This window comes from Psychrobacter sp. WY6, from assembly GCF_018448495.1.
Taxonomy (GTDB): Bacteria; Pseudomonadota; Gammaproteobacteria; order Pseudomonadales; family Moraxellaceae; genus Psychrobacter.
In genome coordinates, this window is the sequence record NZ_CP049902.1 from 755921 (window position 1) to 773313 (window position 17393).

A 17393-nucleotide genomic window follows, 5' to 3' on the forward strand; every position below is an offset into this window, starting at 1 on the left:
AAGCACTGTTCAGAAGTTATTCTAGATATAGAGACTAAGCAAGCAATCATCGATGAAGTAGGTTGGAATATGCCCTACTATTTAGGGCTAGTATGTGAGCAGCTTATTGAAATATTTGATGAAGAAGAACGTCAAATCGAGCATAGCGATGTAAAGGTAGCTATCAACAGTTTGTTTAGTCCAGCAATGAAAACCGTCTTTTCTCATTGGCGTGATAGATTAAACCGTCTAGAAAAAATTGAGCGTTCTTATGCCCAACAAGTTCTAGACTTGGTAAGCCAAGTAAATAACAGTGTGGTTTATGGCGAGTTATTTAACCTATCACAGCAGGCTGACTTTAAAGACCAAGTGGATAGTAGGTATGTCATTAACTGCCTGCTACACGATGGTTACCTCTATCAACCTGATGATAGTACCTATCAATTTACCTCTCCTCTCCTAAAACGCTGGTGGATTCGTTATGGAAATAATCAAAGTCATTCAGTCTTGCTTTATAACACGCAAAATATAGATGCCCAGCTGTTAAAAGCAGGTTTTAGCATACGTAAAAAAGAGTATCAGCGAATTTGGAAAGATATTCAAAAGGGTCAATGGCGAAGCCTGAGACACATTATCTTATCCAAGGTGTGCGCGGTGCTGGCAAGACCACTTTTATCACGCCTAGCAAATGAAGTGGGTGAAGATGAAGAGTTAAATAGCTGGTTAATTCCTATTCTACTCAATGAAGAAGAGTATGGCATCTTGTCACTATTCACTTTTTGGTTACGTATTACTGAAAAGCTTGCAGAGCAAAGTGCTGATATATACACGGAACTATTTGAGCAAGTCTCAAGTTTAGATGACAGTGCCGAAATTGCTTGGGAATTGATACAAAGCCATTTGGTTAAAAATAAGCAAAAATAATCGTCTTCGTTGATAATTTAGGAGAGTTATTTAAAGATTTTGATGATATTGAACATGCACAGCTTCGTGAAGTACTGAGTTTACATCCACACATTCGTCTAATTGGTGGTTCCAGTCAGTTGCTTGAAGCACATTTTGACGGTGCAGCGCCCTTTTATCAATTCTTTAAATTGGTTAATTTAAAACCAATCAGTGAAGACGAAATGCACGAGTTGTTACGCTCTCTGGCGAAACAAACTGGTGAAGAAGCAGTGAAAACGATTGAAGAAATCATTACTGAGCATCCTGAACGTATAGAAGCAGTCAGGCGCTTAACGGATGGTGTACCGCGTACCATTGTTTTGCTATTTCAAATTATTATGGAGGGAGCGAAAGAGAGTAGCTATGCTTATTTAGAGGAAACTATAGATAAGACTACACCTTTATATAAGCATCGAATGGATGATTTGTCGCGTCAGCAAAAGGCGATTGTCCATACCATAGCGATGAACTGGGATGCGATGAGTACCAAAGAGATCGCGGAGCAAACACGTCTTCCAAGCAAAACCGTATCTGCGCAATTAGTGAAGCTACAACAGCAATGGATAGTGGATAAAATTGAGACAAGTACCAAAAATCACCTTTATATTATTAAAGAGCGATTCTTTAATATTTGGTATTTGATGCGTTATGGTAATCAGACGGATAAGCGTCGGGTATTATGGCTTACAAGGTTTCTGGAGAGCTGGTGTGATGAAAGAGAGTTATCGGAAAGGTTTGTAAACGCGGCTTTTAATATTGAAAATAATCAAATTAATGTATCTGATGTATATTTCAATGCACTTCTGGCTTCAAAAAAATTGATAGTGAAATTAAAAAATCGATTGTAGATAGTATGAAATTTGAAGCTAAAGCAGGAATAATAGATTATCAAGATAGTGAGTATAAGAATATAGAATTACCATTGAGAGAGTTTATTAATAAATATGAAATAGAAAGTGCTTATCAGTTACTCGAAGATAGTTTTAACAAGCTAACCATAAGAGATTACCTATTTAATCTACATACATTATTTTTAGCAAATCCAGAAAAATTCATCCCAGAATTTTATGGCTTAAAGCTTTTCAAAAAAACTAACTTTGCTCCACTTGAAGCTTCATATCTATTATCTATTGTGTTCAATAACAATTTCTATGAATATAAGAAAGTCTTTTATACAATATTATCAGAAGTTATAAAGAACGTAGATATTGAATTGGGTCGAATAGCAATTGTGCATTCTTATTGCATATATTCTTTATGGAATAATGATTTCGAAAGTTTTAAATCATTTTATGAGGAAATGAAGAAAGTTGACTTTTTAGAAGAGCTTTCAAAAATAGACAATGAAGACATGTTCTATATGTTTTTTGAAAATATAATTATTATGTTGCTCTCACAAGGACAAATTGAAATATGTTTTAACATGGTTACAGAATCTGAGTTTAAAGAAGAATTAAAACCCTTTTATTACGCCACAGTTTCATTTTTCAAAGACGAACGCCAACAAGAATATTTACGTATGGGTTCAGAACTAAAGGGAACAGTAGATGAAATACTACAAAAGGTCGAAGAGTATCGAGTTAAGTACGCTTAGATAAAATAAAGGTTATAACTTAGTTTAGGGCGTGTCTTCAATTCACTCGATAGTCCTCTAAATGGGCTAAAAATGGCTAAATCTTGCCAAACATCGTCAAATAGCTGATTAATCCCGATATTATCTGCGCTATTTTCCTTGTTTGACGGCAATTTATCTCATTTTTATCACCATTTTTGGAATGAAGACACGCCCTAGTATACTAAGTTATGACCTCTTAGGTTCAATTACTCAACTGCAATTTAATTCAACTGCAACGACCCTTTTGCATTCATCAACAGCTCAACCACATCATCACCGCTAATCACTTCAAAGCGCTTGTCGATAGCGGATTCTTCGACGCCATTGTGTTTCATACACGCGCCGCAGACCAATACTTGACCGCCTTTTTCGATAAAGGCTTCTAGCAATTCGCCCGCAGGTTCAAATGGCGCGCCAATATTGACGTTATCTAAAGCGTTGGGCAATGCCAAATGTACCGCATCCACCATTAATATTACTGAGGCAGAATGACCTTTTTTGAGTGCCACGCCAGCCATAGTAAATGCTAAGGTGATTTTGCTTGGATTTGATTCACTATTATCAAATAACGTACCGACATAATCCGTGGTGTTAGCCATATTATTCTCCTTATAAGACTGTTTTAATTAGATAGTATTTAGTTGAGCTGAGTATGATGCTCACTACTATCCTAACATTTAATATATATATTTATATAATGTATTGTTAGGAAATAGTAGTTATAAGGTTAACTGATTGTGAATAGGTGTTTGTGACTTATGAATAAAGCTGAATAATAAATGCTAACTTTGCGGTGGCCACGGACGATCAGCATCACTGACGATCCATTCTGCCACATAGCCACTCGGTGATAACTGCCAATCTGCTTGCCCCAATGAGGCTAGTACACGTGCTGTTTCTATCACTTTACCTTTTTCAGTTACGCCCGTCCGCAGTAGAGCAGAGGAGCAAGGTTTGCCCTTTACCCACATCGACTGCTCGATATATATCCAACGCTCATCGAAGCCGACGATATGCGTTTTCATGGTGACTTTATCAAAGGCGCGAATACGTTTGCGATATTGGATGGTACTGCCAGCGACGACCAAACCCCAACGCTGCTTGAGCAGTTGACGTCCAAGTCCGCTACGCACCGCGAAGTCAGTACGACCCATATCAAAAAGGGTAAGTACGCGACCATTATTCATCTCTAAGAAATTATCAATATCTGTCAGACGACAGCGAAAGCTAATCTCACTCGTATCTTTAAACGTTAAGGTATTGCCTTTTTTGACTTGTAGCGCGGCGTGGGCGATGGTGCTGGCATAACGGATAAATGGATACATAGTGCAATCTCAAAAGAGTAAAAGGTAAAGTGAGTATTCTTATTTTAGGGCTTATTAGATGCTACACCGATATGATTAAAATAAGCACTGACAGTTTCAGGTATCCAGTTGATATCAAATCTTGATTTTTTATAAAGATGAGGTGACTTGTCTTTATCAGAGCGATAACGAATAAAACCCACATGCCGCCATGCTCAGTGTCTAAGATAGTGACACTGTTAGACACATCGTTTGGCGTGGCGGTAAAACCAAGGAAAGGGTCGTCTTTGGCACTAATAAGTAACAATGGCTTCGTTACTTTTATCAAATAAGGCAGGGCTGATGAGGCTTGATAGTAGTGGTTATTAGAGCGGTAGCCATGACGCGGCGCGGTAAAGATATCGTCAAAGTCACTGATGCGATTGACCGCTTTGATCGAGTCAATCTCCTCTTTGCTGATGTCATTGGCTAAGGCTTTTTTGATAATGGGGTTGAGCAAATAAGGGGTGTAAATTCGATGGCTCAAAAAGCTGTGCATACTAAGCGCCGCCGATGACATATCGACGGGAGCGGAGATGACCACAGCGCCTTGGCAGATTGCTTTATCACCATATTCGCCCATGTATTTCGCCAACGCGTTACCACCCAGTGACACCCCAACTGCATAAATATTGGCGTACTGTTGACTTAAATTTTGCAGTGCATGATGCACCTCATCGGTATCACCCGCATTATAAAAAACTCGGCCATTAGCAGGAATGCCGCCACAACTGCGGAAGTGCGCCACCACAAAGTGCCAGCCCTGAGCGTGCATCTGATGCGCCAAAGCACGTGCATAATGGCTGTCGCTGCTGCCTTCCATACCGTGGAATAGCACGATTAATGGCGTTTGTTCACGCTCGCTATTTTCTAAGGTTTCGATAGAATGCGCATCATAAAAGTCATAAGCAATATCACTTTCATCCAACGAGTCTTTTTCGACCACACGGCGATAAGTGGGAGCTTTAGGGGCAAAAAACTTAGGCAAGATGCTTTGTAGATGTGGATTGGTCAGCCAAAAGGGCGGTTTAAAAGGCTCTGGAGAGAAGGGTTGGCTCGGTTTTGAAGTTGGCGAATTTGAGGTTGGCATAAAGTTGTCTTATTTAATGGGCGTTAAAATCATCTTTAACAATCAGTGCCTTATCATACCCATGCCAGTTATCAAAACCAATAAGATTTAGTGAATGCTCAGTGAACGCATGGTTACTCATTTGTTTTTTCGATTCATCTAATACTCGTCCATCCATCGCTAGACGTTCTTTTAAATGGTCGATATCTGCCTCAGCAATCGTCACGGTCAATGTCACTTGTTTACTATAAGCGACATCATCGATACTGCCATTTAAACTGTCGACCACATAGCGGCATTGTGCTTCGGTCGCAAACTCTGCCAATATCTGCACTTGTACCATTGGCACATAAGGGCTTAAATCCATCTCATCGACGACCGCTTGCGCTGCGCCTGCATAAGCACGGGTTAGACCGCCTGCGCCCAGTTTAATACCACCAAAATAACGCACCACGATAATAATGACGTTACCGATCGCTTTATGCTGCAACACATTTAATATAGGTCGCCCTGCCGTACCATTCGGTTCACCATCATCATCAAAGCCTGCACTGGTGGTGTTATTGGGATCACCAATGATATACGCCCAGCAGTGGTGGCGAGCATCAGCATACTGTTGACGCAGTTGTTCCACGTGAAACAATGCCTGCTCACGTGAAGTCACAGGATAAGCGTAAGCAATAAACTCGGATTTTTTAATTTCTAAGCGCGCAGTGACAGCACGTTTTAGCGTTTGATAGCTCATATTTCAGGTCTAGGTTGGATATGGTAAACTTGTCTGACTTTCACTGTCGTCCACATTGGGTGCAGTGTTCATTTAATTTTTTATTATAGTACCACTTCTGACCCATGAAGATAGCGAACAAGCTCAGTGCGAGTGCTGGTGTCGTTAGCTGCTACGGTAAAGTAGGTATCATCAAACGAATGGTAGGCAATATATGCGTCTAGATAAATTTTTGAGTAAAGCCACTGAGCTATCGCGTAAAGAATCCAAAAAAATTCTGCACGCTGGTGAAGTGACGGTAAACGATCAGGTCATCAAAGACCCAGGCGTCCACGTCGATGTGGTCAATGACGATGTGATTTGGGCAGGCGAGCCATTATCGGTCGCTGCGGGCAGTCGTTATATTCTATTACATAAGCCTGAAGGCTTTGAATGTACGCTGAAAGTAAAAGAGCATCCAATTGTCACTGAACTGATTGCAGTGCCAGAGCTTGGTAGCTTGCGCATTGCAGGGCGTCTCGATGTTGATACGACCGGCGCATTATTGATGAGTGATGATGGTAAATGGTTGCACCGTGTCACCAGCCCTAAGCATGAACATGCCAAAATTTATGAGCTGACTTTAGCAGATGCGATGGATGAAGCGGCGCAAGCCAATGCCGTCAAAGAAGTCGCTGAAGGCATCCTTTTAGAAGGCGACCACGAAGAAACAAAACCTGCGGTTCTAGAATTCATTGACGAGACCCATGCACGTTTGACCCTTGAGCAAGGTAAATATCATCAGGTAAAACGGATGATGGGTTACTTTGGTAATAGAGTGGTTGAGCTGCATCGCGCTAGTGTCGGTCATATTACTTTGGAAGGGTTAGAGAAAGGCGACAGTCGCTTTTTAACACCTGAAGAAGTCGCTAAGTTCTAAGTTTTTCATCTTGAAATGAACTCGCAAGCACTTCTTTACAATCAGCAGCCACTTCACGTGTGCTGCTTTTTTTGACCGTAGTGTTTGACCATGGTTTTTAACTATCGGTTTTACCCTGTTATGTCTCGCGTGCACACTGTGTTGCCTATCTCTTAAAGCTCAGTAGCAGTTTTGCAAAATTGAGCCGTTAAACCTTTGCAAAAGTATTCCTTGTGCTAAAGTCTGCCTATCTTTTTTTAATCTATTTTTTTACATAATATCGTTATCTTTATTAAAAGTAGCTATTGTTAGAAACGAGCATTATTAGAAGCGGCTATTCTTAAGATTGAGTGTTGTTAAAATTAAAGGTTGTTAAAAATCGTTGTTACTGAAACGCGCTGTTATTAAAAGCTGTTTTTGTTAAAACCAGATAGGACTGTCTCTGTGAAATCATCTCTATTAAAATCTGCCAGTTTAATTGGCGCCATGTTATTGGCAACCACCGCTTGTGCCCAGTCTAGTGATACTATGGCTACTAATCAAAAAACGAGCCAGAGTACTCAAAATACAAAAGCCGCTGGCACCGTTAGTAAGTCTGTTGACAGTCGCTTGCGCCAATTGCTCACTCAGGCAGGGATCAAAACACAAATCAGCTCTATTGTGCCGTCCAACTTGCCCAATATGTATCAAGTCAATTTGGCGGGGCAGTTGCCTTTGCATATCACTGAAGATGGCAAATATGTCATTCAAGGCGAGCTACAAAAGAATCCAAGCAAGCGTGTGGTCACCAAGACGCCAGCGCGTAGCACCAGTGCGCAGGCAGGCAAACCTGTCAGTGCGAGTGTCAAAGCTGATATATTGGCAAATATGGATGCGCTGAAAAATATGAGTGCCAAAACGCCGTTCTTTTATACCGCAGTGCCAGGTGTGATTTGGGGTGCGACATTGGAAGGCGTGCCTTTTTTACTATCGGATGATGCACAATATATTACTGATGGCGAGATATCTGTCATCGAAAACGGTCAATTCATCGGACTCGATGAGCAGTTTGAAAAGCGTAAAAATCAGTCTGTGTTTGCGACTTTAGATGAAAGCCAGCTGATTAATTATCCAGCGACAGGCCCTGAGAGAGCGGTTATTTATGTGGCAAATGATGTCAATTGTCCTTATTGCCGCCGCTTGCATCAACAGCTACCGATGCTTAATGCCAAAGGTGTGACGGTCAAAACCATTGGTTATCCGATATACGAGCAGTCCCCTGAGCAAATGCGTGGCATTTGGTGTCAAAGTGATGAGGACAGCCGCCGTAAAGCTTTTGATAAAGCAATGTTGCAGGGTGAGATGACACCAGCACCAGCAAGTTGTACAGCCGATCATGTGACGCCCAATCGTGAAAAAGCAGCAGGGCTTGCGGTGATGGCAACGCCTGCTATCTACCGTGAAGATGGCGTGCTGTTTCAAGCGAGCTTTGAGAGTCCTGAGTTTTTAGAATTTTTGGGTGTGCAGTAGCTCACACAGATGTTTAATCTCGCATAGATGTTTAATAAAGTTATGAATAAAAAATGTATTAAGAGATGACATTCCTTAATATTAATAAAAAACCGCCACATAAGTAATCTATGTGGCGGTTTTTTTTACCTATAACCGTTAAGGATATCAAGTCTATTGTGGCAACACGATATCAACGATTTTCCAATCAATTAAGCCGTTACGCTGCATCTCGATGGTGAGCGGATAACCTTTTACCTGACCGCTAATAGTGAAGCAATTAATACCGCAATAGCTTAATTTGGGCTTGTCACTGTCAGACCCTTGCGCTACCTGTTGCTCCAGTTCAGCGGCTTGTTTCTCCATGATTTGCTGCATTTGGCTTTTGACCACTGCATCCACATCACCGCGCTGGATGATAAGATTTTGAATCAAATTTTTGAGATCGACTTGATTACTAGCGATTGCCCATGCGGCGGCCAGCTCTTTGGTTGCGGTATTGGCCTGACCTTGGGTATTGATGACTTTTTCGATATTTTGCGGTGTTATAGCACCATCTACCGCCTGCGTGATAAAGCTATTGGCGGCTTGGGTTAATGCTTCGCCGCCCAGCTCAGCGACCAATGGATAATTGCTCATAGTCGCCGTAAACTGACTGGTGAGTTGGTTTTGGATACTAGGTCGCACTTGCTCATAGTCGATCGCTGCGGCGATGGTCGCGCCGTCTTTGGCATCGTAGGCATTTTTAAGCTGATAAGCGCTGTAATAGGGCGATCCTGCATAGACAGCGACGGCAATGACGATTAATAAAATAATCAGCTTCTTCATAAAAATCAAACCCTTATCGCAAAAAAAAACGTAATGATAGGCAGATTTAATACTGGTGAGTATAAATCTAAAACCCCAAAAATATAGTGATAAATATTAGCATGGCTGAGCCTTTTTAAGGTATGAAAACCTTTGTTCATTCCTTAATAAAACCTTTTTGTATGGCCAAGCGCACTATAGTGGATACTTTCCCTGTCTAAGCGCTTGATAAATCACCATAGCATCTCCATAAATAGCGCAAACTTTTAATAATTGATTTGGCTAAGCAGCATCCCGCCGTATTCGCTTGTAAGATTCATAGCAGTATCACCTCTTTTCTCTCACTATTTATGATGTTTCATGTGAAACCTTTGAGTGCCATAGTGAGTCGTATTAAGGTGGTGGTTGGCTAGAACTACTGAATCGACTGTCCGGTGGACTGTAAAGACGATAGGAGAGCCCATGAGTAAGCGTGATTTTTATGAAGTATTAGGTGTGAGCAAGACCGCTGAAAGCAAAGAAATTAAGCGAGCTTACCGCAAGCTGGCTATGAAATATCACCCTGACCGTAACTCTGATGATCCAGATGCTGAGGATAAATTCAAAGAAGCATCGATGGCTTACGAAGTACTAAGCAGCGAAGAGAAGCGCTCTGCTTACGATCGCATGGGTCATTCAGCCTTCGAAACATGGCGGGCGGCGGTGGCTTTGGCGGTGCAGGTGGTGGCAACTTCCAAGATATCTTCGGTGATATCTTCGGCAACTTCGGCGATATCTTCGGTCAGCAGCGTGGCGGCGGCGGTGGACGTTCGCGCCGTGGTTCTGATTTGCGTTACGTCATTGAGCTGACGCTAGAAGAAGCGGTACGTGGCTGTAAAAAAGAAATCAGTTTCACTGCGCCTGCGCCTTGCGACACGTGCGATGGTAAAGGGGCAAAAAATGCCTCTGATATCGTAACTTGTCAGACCTGTCATGGACAAGGTCAAGTACGTATGCAGCAAGGATTTTTTGCCGTGCAGCAGGCCTGCCCACATTGTGGCGGCACTGGTAAGCAAATCAAAAACCCATGCTCTGACTGTCATGGTAATGGCGTTAAAGACAAATCACGTACGCTAGAAGTGTCTATCCCAGCTGGTGTTGATGATGGTGATCGCGTCCGTCTAGCAGGCGAAGGCGAAGCGGGCGGCGCGGGCGTCCAAAACGGCGACTTATACGTTGAAGTACGCGTAAAACCGCACAATGTCTTTACGCGTCAAGGGGCTGATCTCTATATGGACGTACCTGTGAGCATTACCGATGCAGCACTGGGTAAAGAGGTCGAAATTCCAACCTTAGATGGTAAAGTAAAAATCAAGGTTGCAGAAGGCACGCAAAGTGGTAAGTTGCTACGTGTACGCGGCAAAGGCGTGACGCCAGTACGCACCACCATGAAAGGTGATTTGATTTGCCGTGTGGTTATCGAAACCCCAGTGAACTTAACTCGCGAGCAAAAAGACCTGTTGCGCCAGTTCCAAGATACGCTCGACGGTGATAGCAAGCATCAGCAGTCGCCACATAAGAAGTCATTCTTTAAAAAGATTGGCGACTTATTTGATTAACTGAGTTGTTTTAATCACCCGTTTGATTAAATGACTAGATACAAAACCCCCAGTGTTTCACATGAAACACTGGGGGTTTTTATTGATGCTATAAAAAACCATTCAGGTGGTGATATTTGCTAAACTTAGCATCATAACATTTAAAACCTTTCTTATTAATATAGAGCTTTTAGGGTAAACATATGAGCCAACAGATAACAGCGCAAGAAAATAAAAAAACAAGCCATCAAAGTCGGGGTGATTGGTGCTGGTGGTCGTATGGGGCGTATGCTAATAGAGGCAGTACAAGACAACTCGCAAACGATATTAAATGCCGCGATAGAACGTCAAGGTTCAAGCCTTGTCGGCGCGGATGCTGGCGAAGTCGCCGCTATCGGTCGCTTAGAAGTGCAAATTGTCGGTGATTTAAAAGTTGTCATTAATGACATCGATGTACTAATTGATTTTAGCTTGCCTGATGCCACTGAACAAAATATGCAGATTTGCGCGGCAAACAATGTCGCGATGGTTATTGGGACGACAGGATTCAATGAGCAGCAAGAGCAAGTATTGGCAAAGGCTAGCGAGAAAATTGCGATTGTCTATGCTGGTAACTATTCAACAGGCGTTAATCTGTCATTAAAGTTGCTCAGCATGGCAGCGAAGACATTTGGCGAGGATGCCGATGTAGAAGTCATTGAAGCACATCATAAGCATAAAATCGATGCGCCATCAGGCACAGCATATATGATGGCAGAAGCCGTTGCAGAAGCTCGTGGACAGAACCTAAAAGATGTCGCTGTTTATGGCCGCGAAGGACAAACGGGCGAACGCAAAGCAGGTACTATTGGTATTCATGCTATTCGCGGTGGTGAAATCATTGGCGATCATACCGTGATGTTTATTGCCGATGGTGAGGTGGTTGAAATTACCCATCGTGCCCGCGCGCGTATGACTTTTGCCGCGGGTGCTGTACGTGCCGCGACTTGGGTTATCAAACAAGAGGTCGGGCAATATAATATGCAGGACGTGTTGGGTTTGAATGACTAGTTTTTGAGCAAGTAAGGTTTGAGTGATTAATGTTTCTTGCTTGCTGTTTGGTGGCTGCTGAGGACGGCTTATTGATAAAGCGAAATGATTATTAGGAGTTAGACATGAATAAGTTTAGCAAGAATCTAATAGTGGGTTTTAGTCGCACTGTGGCTGTTGTCAGGGGTGCCAGAAGCATCAAAGCTGCCAACATCGTCACGACACTCAAATCTAGAAAAAGTACGCTTTACGCTAGCCAAATAGCATTTGCCCTCAATTTGACGGTAGTGCCAATAGTCGCACAAGCAGCTACTTTTCAAACCTACGTCATTCATACCTATGGTGGTGATGCATTATTACCTGCTGTTCGTCAGCAACTGAATAATAGTCGTGACGGCGGTACGGTTACTACCTATCAAGACAAGTTAGTGTTGCATACGACAGCCGCTAACTATCAGGCGGTACAGCAGTTATTGACTCAGATTGACGGTCAGCCACAGGCATTGACGGTCGCTGTGCGTGTTGGCAACAATAGCAGCGTCCAAGGTAATATTCAGCAAGGGCAGGTCATTATTAGCAATCATGGTATTCAAGGGTCAGGGATTATTCATCAGAGCAATAGCCAACAGCAAACAAATAATTTATACCAAGTACAAACCTTGTCAGGTAGTGCCGCCAGCATCAGTACAGGGACGCTTTATGCGCTGAATCAAACCTACGATGTAAATAGTTATACAAATTATAAAAGTCCCTCAGTACAGATTGTCATTCAGCAGCAAGTATTGCTACCAACGACGCAAGGCATCACGGTTAAGCCAAGATTATTACCGACTGGTCAAGTCGAAGTAACCTTGTCACAAGTTGAAGAAAAACTCGCACGCTCCTATTCAACTTCTCAGAAAAATAGTAATCATGCCATTCAAGGTCAACGGCTAGACACGACCATTATTATCCCACGTGGTCAATGGGTAACTATCGGACAAATCTCTCAAAGTAGCCAAAATCAACGCGCAAGTTATGGTAGCAATCGTGCCATTGATAGCACTAAAAACACACCAATTTGGATAATGGTGCAGTAGCCTTGCATCGATTACTATTATCTTTGATAAAAAAAGCGCGATACTGTAATGAGCAGTATCGCGCTTTTTATCGACAATAATTATTGCAGATTAGTCAACGTAGATCACTTCTAATGGTGGAAAACCATTGAACTCAATAGATGAATACGAGTTAGTATACGCACCCGTGGTCAACCAAAGATTTTATCACCAATCTCCAGCTTATGGCAATTGATGCCCGCTTCTTCATACATGATATCGGTCGAATCACAAGTAGGACCTGCCAGTACCACAGTGCCTTTGCTGGTTGACGTTTCCATCTTAGGCGTATAGACCGGATACTTGATGGCTTCACCCAAAGTCTCGATTAAGCCTTGGAATAAGCCCACATCGGTATACACCCAACGCGTTAAATCCGTGTGCGACTTACGCGAGATAAGCACCACATCACTGACCAATACACCTGAGCCGCCAACCAATGAACGACCTGGCTCAAGGATAATCTCAGGCATGTCCTCTTCACTATAGTCGTCTGTCAAATAACGAGTAATCTCTTCAGCGTAGACTTTTATAGGGTTCACTTCACTGATATAGTTGGCTGGAAAACCGCCACCCAAATTGATCATTTGTAGCTTAATATCTTCTTCGTTTTTCATCCAGTCAAACATGTATTTGACCTTGGCTAGTGCATCATCCCAAGCGGCAACGTCTTTTTGCTGACTACCGACGTGGAATGAGATGCCATAAGGTACTAGGCCCAAGTCACGAGCTTGAATCAACAGCTCAATCGCCATATTGGGATGACAACCAAACTTACGAGACAATGGCCATTCAGCGGTCTCTGACCCTTGTACTAAGATACGCACAAAGATTTTTGAACCAGGGGCGTGCTTGGCAATATTTTTTAGATCCGCTTCTGAGTCGGTCGCATACAAGTCAATACCTTTTTCAAAGGCATATTTGACGTGCTCCGCTTTTTTAATGGTATTGCCATAAGAGATACGCGATGGCTCAACGCCGCAGTCTAGTACGCGATCAAGCTCATAGATGGAGGCACAATCAAAGTTCGAACCAAGATCAGCAAGCAGGTTAATCACTTCAACAGCAGGACTGGCTTTCATTGCATAATGGATTTTTGCATTGGGAAAAACCCAACCATTTCATGATATTTGGTTTTGATACGGCTAAGGTCCACGACCAAAAATGGCGTCTCGCGACCTTCAGCAGCTTGAGTGAATTTCTGCCAGCCGGCAGGGTCAAAATATTGGTCAATTTTGATCATGGTCATGGTAGGGAACCTTTAATAAAGACAGTAGGTGTTAAAGAGTAAATGCTCGCATCACGTCATTGTCATCTCACATTAGTGTCATCACGCATCTAACAGGTAATGAAACCTTGCGTCCATGCTGATTAAATGACGTAAAAATAGCTTAGATAATGAATGGACTAAGAATGGCTGGGCTGCGGCTGTTTATCCGCCATTTGTTCGCCTTGTTTTTCGCGTATTTTAACGATTTTACGCACTTTATCGCGAGCACGAGTTTGCTTGAGACGTGATAAATAATCGACGAATATGACCCCATTTAAATGATCCATTTCATGTTGGATGCATACCGCGAGTAAGCCTTCGACTTCTTCATCGATTTTTTGACCATTCTCATCTAAGGCTTCAATACGCACTTTATTCGGGCGCTCAACACTGTCATAGACTTCAGGTACGGACAAACAACCTTCTTCATAGGGCTGTTTCTCTTCTACCAATGGTGTCACCTTTGGGTTGATAAAAACTCTAGGGCTATTTTTATCTTCGGACAGATCCATGACGATGAGCTGAATATGGCGATCCACTTGGCTTGCCGCCAAACCGATACCTTGTGCCTCATACATCGTCTCAATCATATCAGCGATTAAGGTTTTGATTTCAGCAGTCACTTCCTTAACAGGCGTAGCAATAGTACGCAGGCGCGGGTCTGGGTAATTTAAAATAGGGAGTAAAGCCATAACGCTCACCTCAATGATAGGGATAAAATAGGGTTGATATTATAGGATAAATGGGGACAAAAGTAATGCTTATCAATACTTTCGCACAATTATTGCTTTTTATCATCGTAAAAAATCAAGGAGGTCGCTTTTTTATAGGCATAAAAAAGCCCTGCAATTCGCAAGGCTTTTTGATTTATATAAGCTAGATTAGATGTAATCTGACTTGCATAAGTAGAGCTGCTTTTTAGTAAATTGAGTTTAGTAAATCAAATCACTTCTGAGTCATTAAAGTCACTTGGGGCAGCTAAAACATCTGAGCAAAAGTGCAAAGTTATACGCCACGTTTGCTCATAATCATCTCGTAGATAAAACAGGATGATCGCACCTATTACTGAGAATATCAAACCAGTAAATCCGCCATCAGCATTGATACCGATAAGACTAGCTAAGAAGCCACCTAATAAAGCACCGACGATACCCAATACAATGGTCATTATCCAGCCCATCGGGTCGCTACCTGGCTTGATAGCTCGTGCCAATAAACCTGCAACCAGACCTACAATAATCATCCAAATAAAGCTCATATTATTCTCCTAATTTTATCATTTATAATAGTTAATCAATTTTGATAAGCTCATTGTAAGCACTGTATAGACGTAAAGGTAAGCGCGAAATGTTACCAGTGTATGAGCTATGTGAGGAAAATCGTAGATTTGCTAATATGCAGGTAGAATAGGTAAATGAAAGGTTACAAAGGTAGTGAAGTCGAAAACGCCATTTATATATTAAGGCATTTTTGGATATCGACGCTCCCTAATACTGATACGTTCTATAGTAAACGCAAGTAATCAGAAAAAGTTGATCATAAAAAAACGTTGCTCATTTATAATAAGCAACGCTCTTATTTGACACCAGAACTAGACCAGCTAGATTATTTGTTGCGTAGCTTTATTAAGTGGCTTTACTACGTAGCGCAGTTAATAAGCGTTGATGAATACCTTCAAAACCGCCATTCGACATAATCACAATGGCGTCACCCGCTTTTGCGTGCGTGTCGATATGCTCGATGATAGCATCGATACTAGAGAGCACCTGTTGGTTGCCCATGTTAGGATTTGCGCTATTGGCATTTTCAATGACTTCTTTTAGACCCCACTCCAGTCCTGTCGGCTCATACCATAAGGTATGATCGGCGAGAGCAGCAGACTCAGCCAAGCTGTCTTGATGAATGCCCATTTTCATGGTGTTACTACGTGGTTCAATAATCGCCCAAATGCGTCTGTCCGCCAGTTTCTTCTTGGCACCATCTAAGGTCGTAGTAATGGCCGTAGGGTGATGAGCAAAATCATCAAAGACTAAGATATCATTGACATCGCCAATCAGCTCCATCCGACGTTTAATGCCCGCGAATGCTGATAACGCCGCGCACGCAGTTTTGACACTGACGCCGATGTTATAAGCCGCTGCGGCAGCAACCAAGGCATTATTCACATTATGCATGCCGCTCATCGACCAATCGATGACTCCCGTGGCTTCTTCATCAGCAATATCAGCCGCAAAACTAACCGCAAATTGACCACCATCTTCGCTGATAAGTTCAGCTTGCCAATCACTACTATCTTTTACATGCTTATCTTTTGCATGGGTATTATCTGTTGCATAGGTATTATGTGCCGCTGAATTCAATACTGCTGTCCGCCAAACGGGTGTCCAAACCCCTTTCGCTAACGTCTCCTCTAAGCTGGCAGTCGCTGTGGGCATAATGATTTTGCCCGTGCTTGGAATCATGCGCACCATATGATGGAATTGGGTCTGAATAGCTTCAAGATCCGCAAAAATATCCGCATGATCAAATTCTAGATTGTTTAAAATAGCCGTACGCGGACGGTAATGAACGAACTTTGAACGCTTATCAAAAAATGCAGAATCGTATTCATCCGCTTCGATAACGAAATAGCCAGTATTTACCGAATCGTCATTATCAATTTTGTCAGCACCCAAATAACTGCTGTGAGCGAAGACGTGCTGTAAATGCTCATCAGTGGTATCAACCAGTGGCACACCGCCGATTAAAAACCCAGTATCGATACCCGCATAGTGCAATATCCAAGCGAGCATAGTCGTCGTCGTGGTTTTACCGTGAGTACCGGCAACGGCTATCACATGACGCGATTGTAATACCTGCTCAGATAAAAACTGTGGTCCTGAGGTATAGCGTAGACCTGTGTCCAGCATATATTCGATGACATCCATACCGCGCTTCATGGCATTACCAACGACGACTAAATCTGGTGCTGGTTGTAAATGCTCTACCAGATAGCCTTGCTCAATGGTCACGCCCGCGTTTTCCAGTTGGGTGGACATCGGCGGATAAACGTTGGCATCTGAGCCCGTGACCGTATGTCCAAGCTCGCGTGCCAGCAATGCCAGTGAGCCCATAAAAGTACCACAAATACCAAGAATATGAATATGCATAGACGTTCCGTACGAGCTTAAATTAAAAGAATAAAAATGGAGCATTATCCCAAAAGTTACCGATATTAACTATGGTGTATTCTAGGATACGCTCAACCTAATGATCATCAGTCTTGGCTATAATTAAAATATTATAAATGGTGACGGCGTTAACCGTGCTTCATGTACCAAACGTACTATTGACGCCCGCTTGCCTTATCTCTACTTTATATTGCTTCGACCCTATATTCTGTCACAAAAACAGCATAGGATCGCCAAATAGCAGCGTCGAAAACAAGCACTTATTGTAAAGTAAACACCGCATGATGACCAATAAAAAACGCCTAACAAGTAGGCGTTATTAAAAGGATAGTTTTGCTCATTGAGCATCACTATATTCAGAGCACTTAAAATTTAGAGCCTC

At 42.4% G+C, this 17393-nt stretch carries 12 protein-coding genes and 5 pseudogenes; 8 read left to right on the forward strand and 9 right to left on the reverse strand.

The window, feature by feature from the left end; genetic code table 11:
- The first annotated feature begins 69 nt into the window (after positions 1 to 69).
- The 3 genes from G7Y90_RS03790 (at position 70) to G7Y90_RS03800 (ending at position 2518) form a co-directional block, all read left to right on the forward strand.
- Positions 70 to 903: a hypothetical protein gene (locus G7Y90_RS03790; protein WP_250163442.1), complete on the forward strand. Its 834-nt coding sequence runs from the start codon at positions 70 to 72 to the stop codon at positions 901 to 903.
- 119 nt (positions 904 to 1022) lie between these two features.
- The gene (locus G7Y90_RS03795; protein ID WP_250163443.1) at positions 1023 to 1772 is read left to right on the forward strand and encodes a MarR family transcriptional regulator; all 750 of its coding nucleotides are present in this window, start codon (positions 1023 to 1025) and stop codon (positions 1770 to 1772) included.
- A 5-nt stretch (positions 1773 to 1777) separates the two neighbouring features.
- Positions 1778 to 2518: a hypothetical protein gene (locus tag G7Y90_RS03800; protein ID WP_250163444.1), complete on the forward strand. Its 741-nt coding sequence runs from the start codon at positions 1778 to 1780 to the stop codon at positions 2516 to 2518.
- A 242-nt stretch (positions 2519 to 2760) separates the two neighbouring features.
- Here the strand turns inward: G7Y90_RS03800 and G7Y90_RS03805 are convergent, their stop codons facing one another.
- The 4 genes and pseudogenes from G7Y90_RS03805 to G7Y90_RS03820 all read right to left on the reverse strand — a co-directional run.
- On the reverse strand, positions 2761 to 3138 hold the full coding sequence (locus G7Y90_RS03805; RefSeq protein WP_045442939.1) for a DsrE family protein: 378 nt from the start codon (positions 3136 to 3138) through the stop codon (positions 2761 to 2763).
- Between the two features lie 183 nt (positions 3139 to 3321).
- Positions 3322 to 3864 (reverse strand): acyl-CoA thioesterase, encoded by a 543-nt coding sequence (locus G7Y90_RS03810; RefSeq protein WP_250163445.1) that lies wholly within the window; start codon positions 3862 to 3864, stop codon positions 3322 to 3324.
- Positions 3865 to 3908: 44 nt separating this feature from the next.
- Positions 3909 to 4972, reverse strand: a pseudogene (locus G7Y90_RS03815) (YheT family hydrolase).
- 136 nt (positions 4973 to 5108) lie between these two features.
- A pseudogene (locus G7Y90_RS03820) lies at positions 5109 to 5696 on the reverse strand (YigZ family protein); the annotation flags it as partial.
- 193 nt (positions 5697 to 5889) lie between these two features.
- On the opposite strand from G7Y90_RS03820, the gene G7Y90_RS03825 reads away from it, so the two are divergent.
- Together G7Y90_RS03825 and G7Y90_RS03830 are read left to right on the forward strand one after the other, a co-directional pair.
- The gene (locus G7Y90_RS03825) at positions 5890 to 6594 is read left to right on the forward strand and encodes a pseudouridine synthase (protein ID WP_045442943.1); all 705 of its coding nucleotides are present in this window, start codon (positions 5890 to 5892) and stop codon (positions 6592 to 6594) included.
- 423 nt (positions 6595 to 7017) lie between these two features.
- Entirely contained in the window at positions 7018 to 8082 is a 1065-nt protein-coding gene (locus G7Y90_RS03830) for a disulfide isomerase DsbC N-terminal domain-containing protein (protein ID WP_250163446.1), read from the forward strand.
- Positions 8083 to 8235: 153 nt separating this feature from the next.
- On the opposite strand, the gene G7Y90_RS03835 is transcribed toward G7Y90_RS03830, so the two are convergent.
- The gene (locus G7Y90_RS03835; protein ID WP_045454908.1) at positions 8236 to 8889 is read right to left on the reverse strand and encodes a DUF2939 domain-containing protein; all 654 of its coding nucleotides are present in this window, start codon (positions 8887 to 8889) and stop codon (positions 8236 to 8238) included.
- Positions 8890 to 9330: 441 nt separating this feature from the next.
- Here G7Y90_RS03835 and dnaJ point away from each other — a divergent pair.
- The 3 genes and pseudogenes from dnaJ (at position 9331) to G7Y90_RS03850 (ending at position 12553) form a co-directional block, all read left to right on the forward strand.
- Positions 9331 to 10466, forward strand: a pseudogene (dnaJ, locus tag G7Y90_RS03840) (molecular chaperone DnaJ).
- Between the two features lie 258 nt (positions 10467 to 10724).
- The gene (gene dapB / locus G7Y90_RS03845) at positions 10725 to 11495 is read left to right on the forward strand and encodes a 4-hydroxy-tetrahydrodipicolinate reductase (protein WP_250163923.1); all 771 of its coding nucleotides are present in this window, start codon (positions 10725 to 10727) and stop codon (positions 11493 to 11495) included.
- A 104-nt stretch (positions 11496 to 11599) separates the two neighbouring features.
- Positions 11600 to 12553 carry a secretin GspD/PilQ domain-containing protein gene (locus G7Y90_RS03850; protein WP_250163447.1) on the forward strand — a complete coding sequence of 318 codons (954 nt, stop codon included), beginning with the start codon at positions 11600 to 11602 and terminating at the stop codon, positions 12551 to 12553.
- 90 nt (positions 12554 to 12643) lie between these two features.
- On the opposite strand, the pseudogene G7Y90_RS03855 reads toward G7Y90_RS03850, so the two are convergent.
- From G7Y90_RS03855 to G7Y90_RS03875, 4 genes and pseudogenes are all read right to left on the reverse strand, one after another.
- Positions 12644 to 13814, reverse strand: a pseudogene (locus G7Y90_RS03855) (type III PLP-dependent enzyme).
- 164 nt (positions 13815 to 13978) lie between these two features.
- A complete protein-coding gene (gene def, locus G7Y90_RS03865; RefSeq protein ID WP_045442956.1) occupies positions 13979 to 14533 on the reverse strand; it encodes a peptide deformylase in 555 nt (184 codons plus the stop codon).
- 313 nt (positions 14534 to 14846) lie between these two features.
- A pseudogene (locus G7Y90_RS03870) lies at positions 14847 to 15099 on the reverse strand (GlsB/YeaQ/YmgE family stress response membrane protein).
- 367 nt (positions 15100 to 15466) lie between these two features.
- The gene (locus G7Y90_RS03875; RefSeq protein WP_250163450.1) at positions 15467 to 16990 is read right to left on the reverse strand and encodes a Mur ligase family protein; all 1524 of its coding nucleotides are present in this window, start codon (positions 16988 to 16990) and stop codon (positions 15467 to 15469) included.
- Positions 16991 to 17393: the final 403 nt, after the last annotated feature.

Coding starts and splice junctions, on each gene's coding strand:
- G7Y90_RS03790 (WP_250163442.1), top strand. CDS start 70: ATGCCCTACTATTTAGGGCTAGTATGTGAGCAGCTTATTGAAATATTT.
- G7Y90_RS03800 (WP_250163444.1), top strand. CDS start 1,778: ATGAAATTTGAAGCTAAAGCAGGAATAATAGATTATCAAGATAGTGAG.
- G7Y90_RS03805 (WP_045442939.1), bottom strand. CDS start 3,138: ATGGCTAACACCACGGATTATGTCGGTACGTTATTTGATAATAGTGAA.
- G7Y90_RS03810 (WP_250163445.1), bottom strand. CDS start 3,864: ATGTATCCATTTATCCGTTATGCCAGCACCATCGCCCACGCCGCGCTA.
- G7Y90_RS03825 (WP_045442943.1), top strand. CDS start 5,890: ATGCGTCTAGATAAATTTTTGAGTAAAGCCACTGAGCTATCGCGTAAA.
- G7Y90_RS03835 (WP_045454908.1), bottom strand. CDS start 8,889: ATGAAGAAGCTGATTATTTTATTAATCGTCATTGCCGTCGCTGTCTAT.
- dapB (WP_250163923.1), top strand. CDS start 10,725: ATGGGGCGTATGCTAATAGAGGCAGTACAAGACAACTCGCAAACGATA.
- G7Y90_RS03850 (WP_250163447.1), top strand. CDS start 11,600: ATGAATAAGTTTAGCAAGAATCTAATAGTGGGTTTTAGTCGCACTGTG.
- def (WP_045442956.1), bottom strand. CDS start 14,533: ATGGCTTTACTCCCTATTTTAAATTACCCAGACCCGCGCCTGCGTACT.
- G7Y90_RS03875 (WP_250163450.1), bottom strand. CDS start 16,990: ATGCATATTCATATTCTTGGTATTTGTGGTACTTTTATGGGCTCACTG.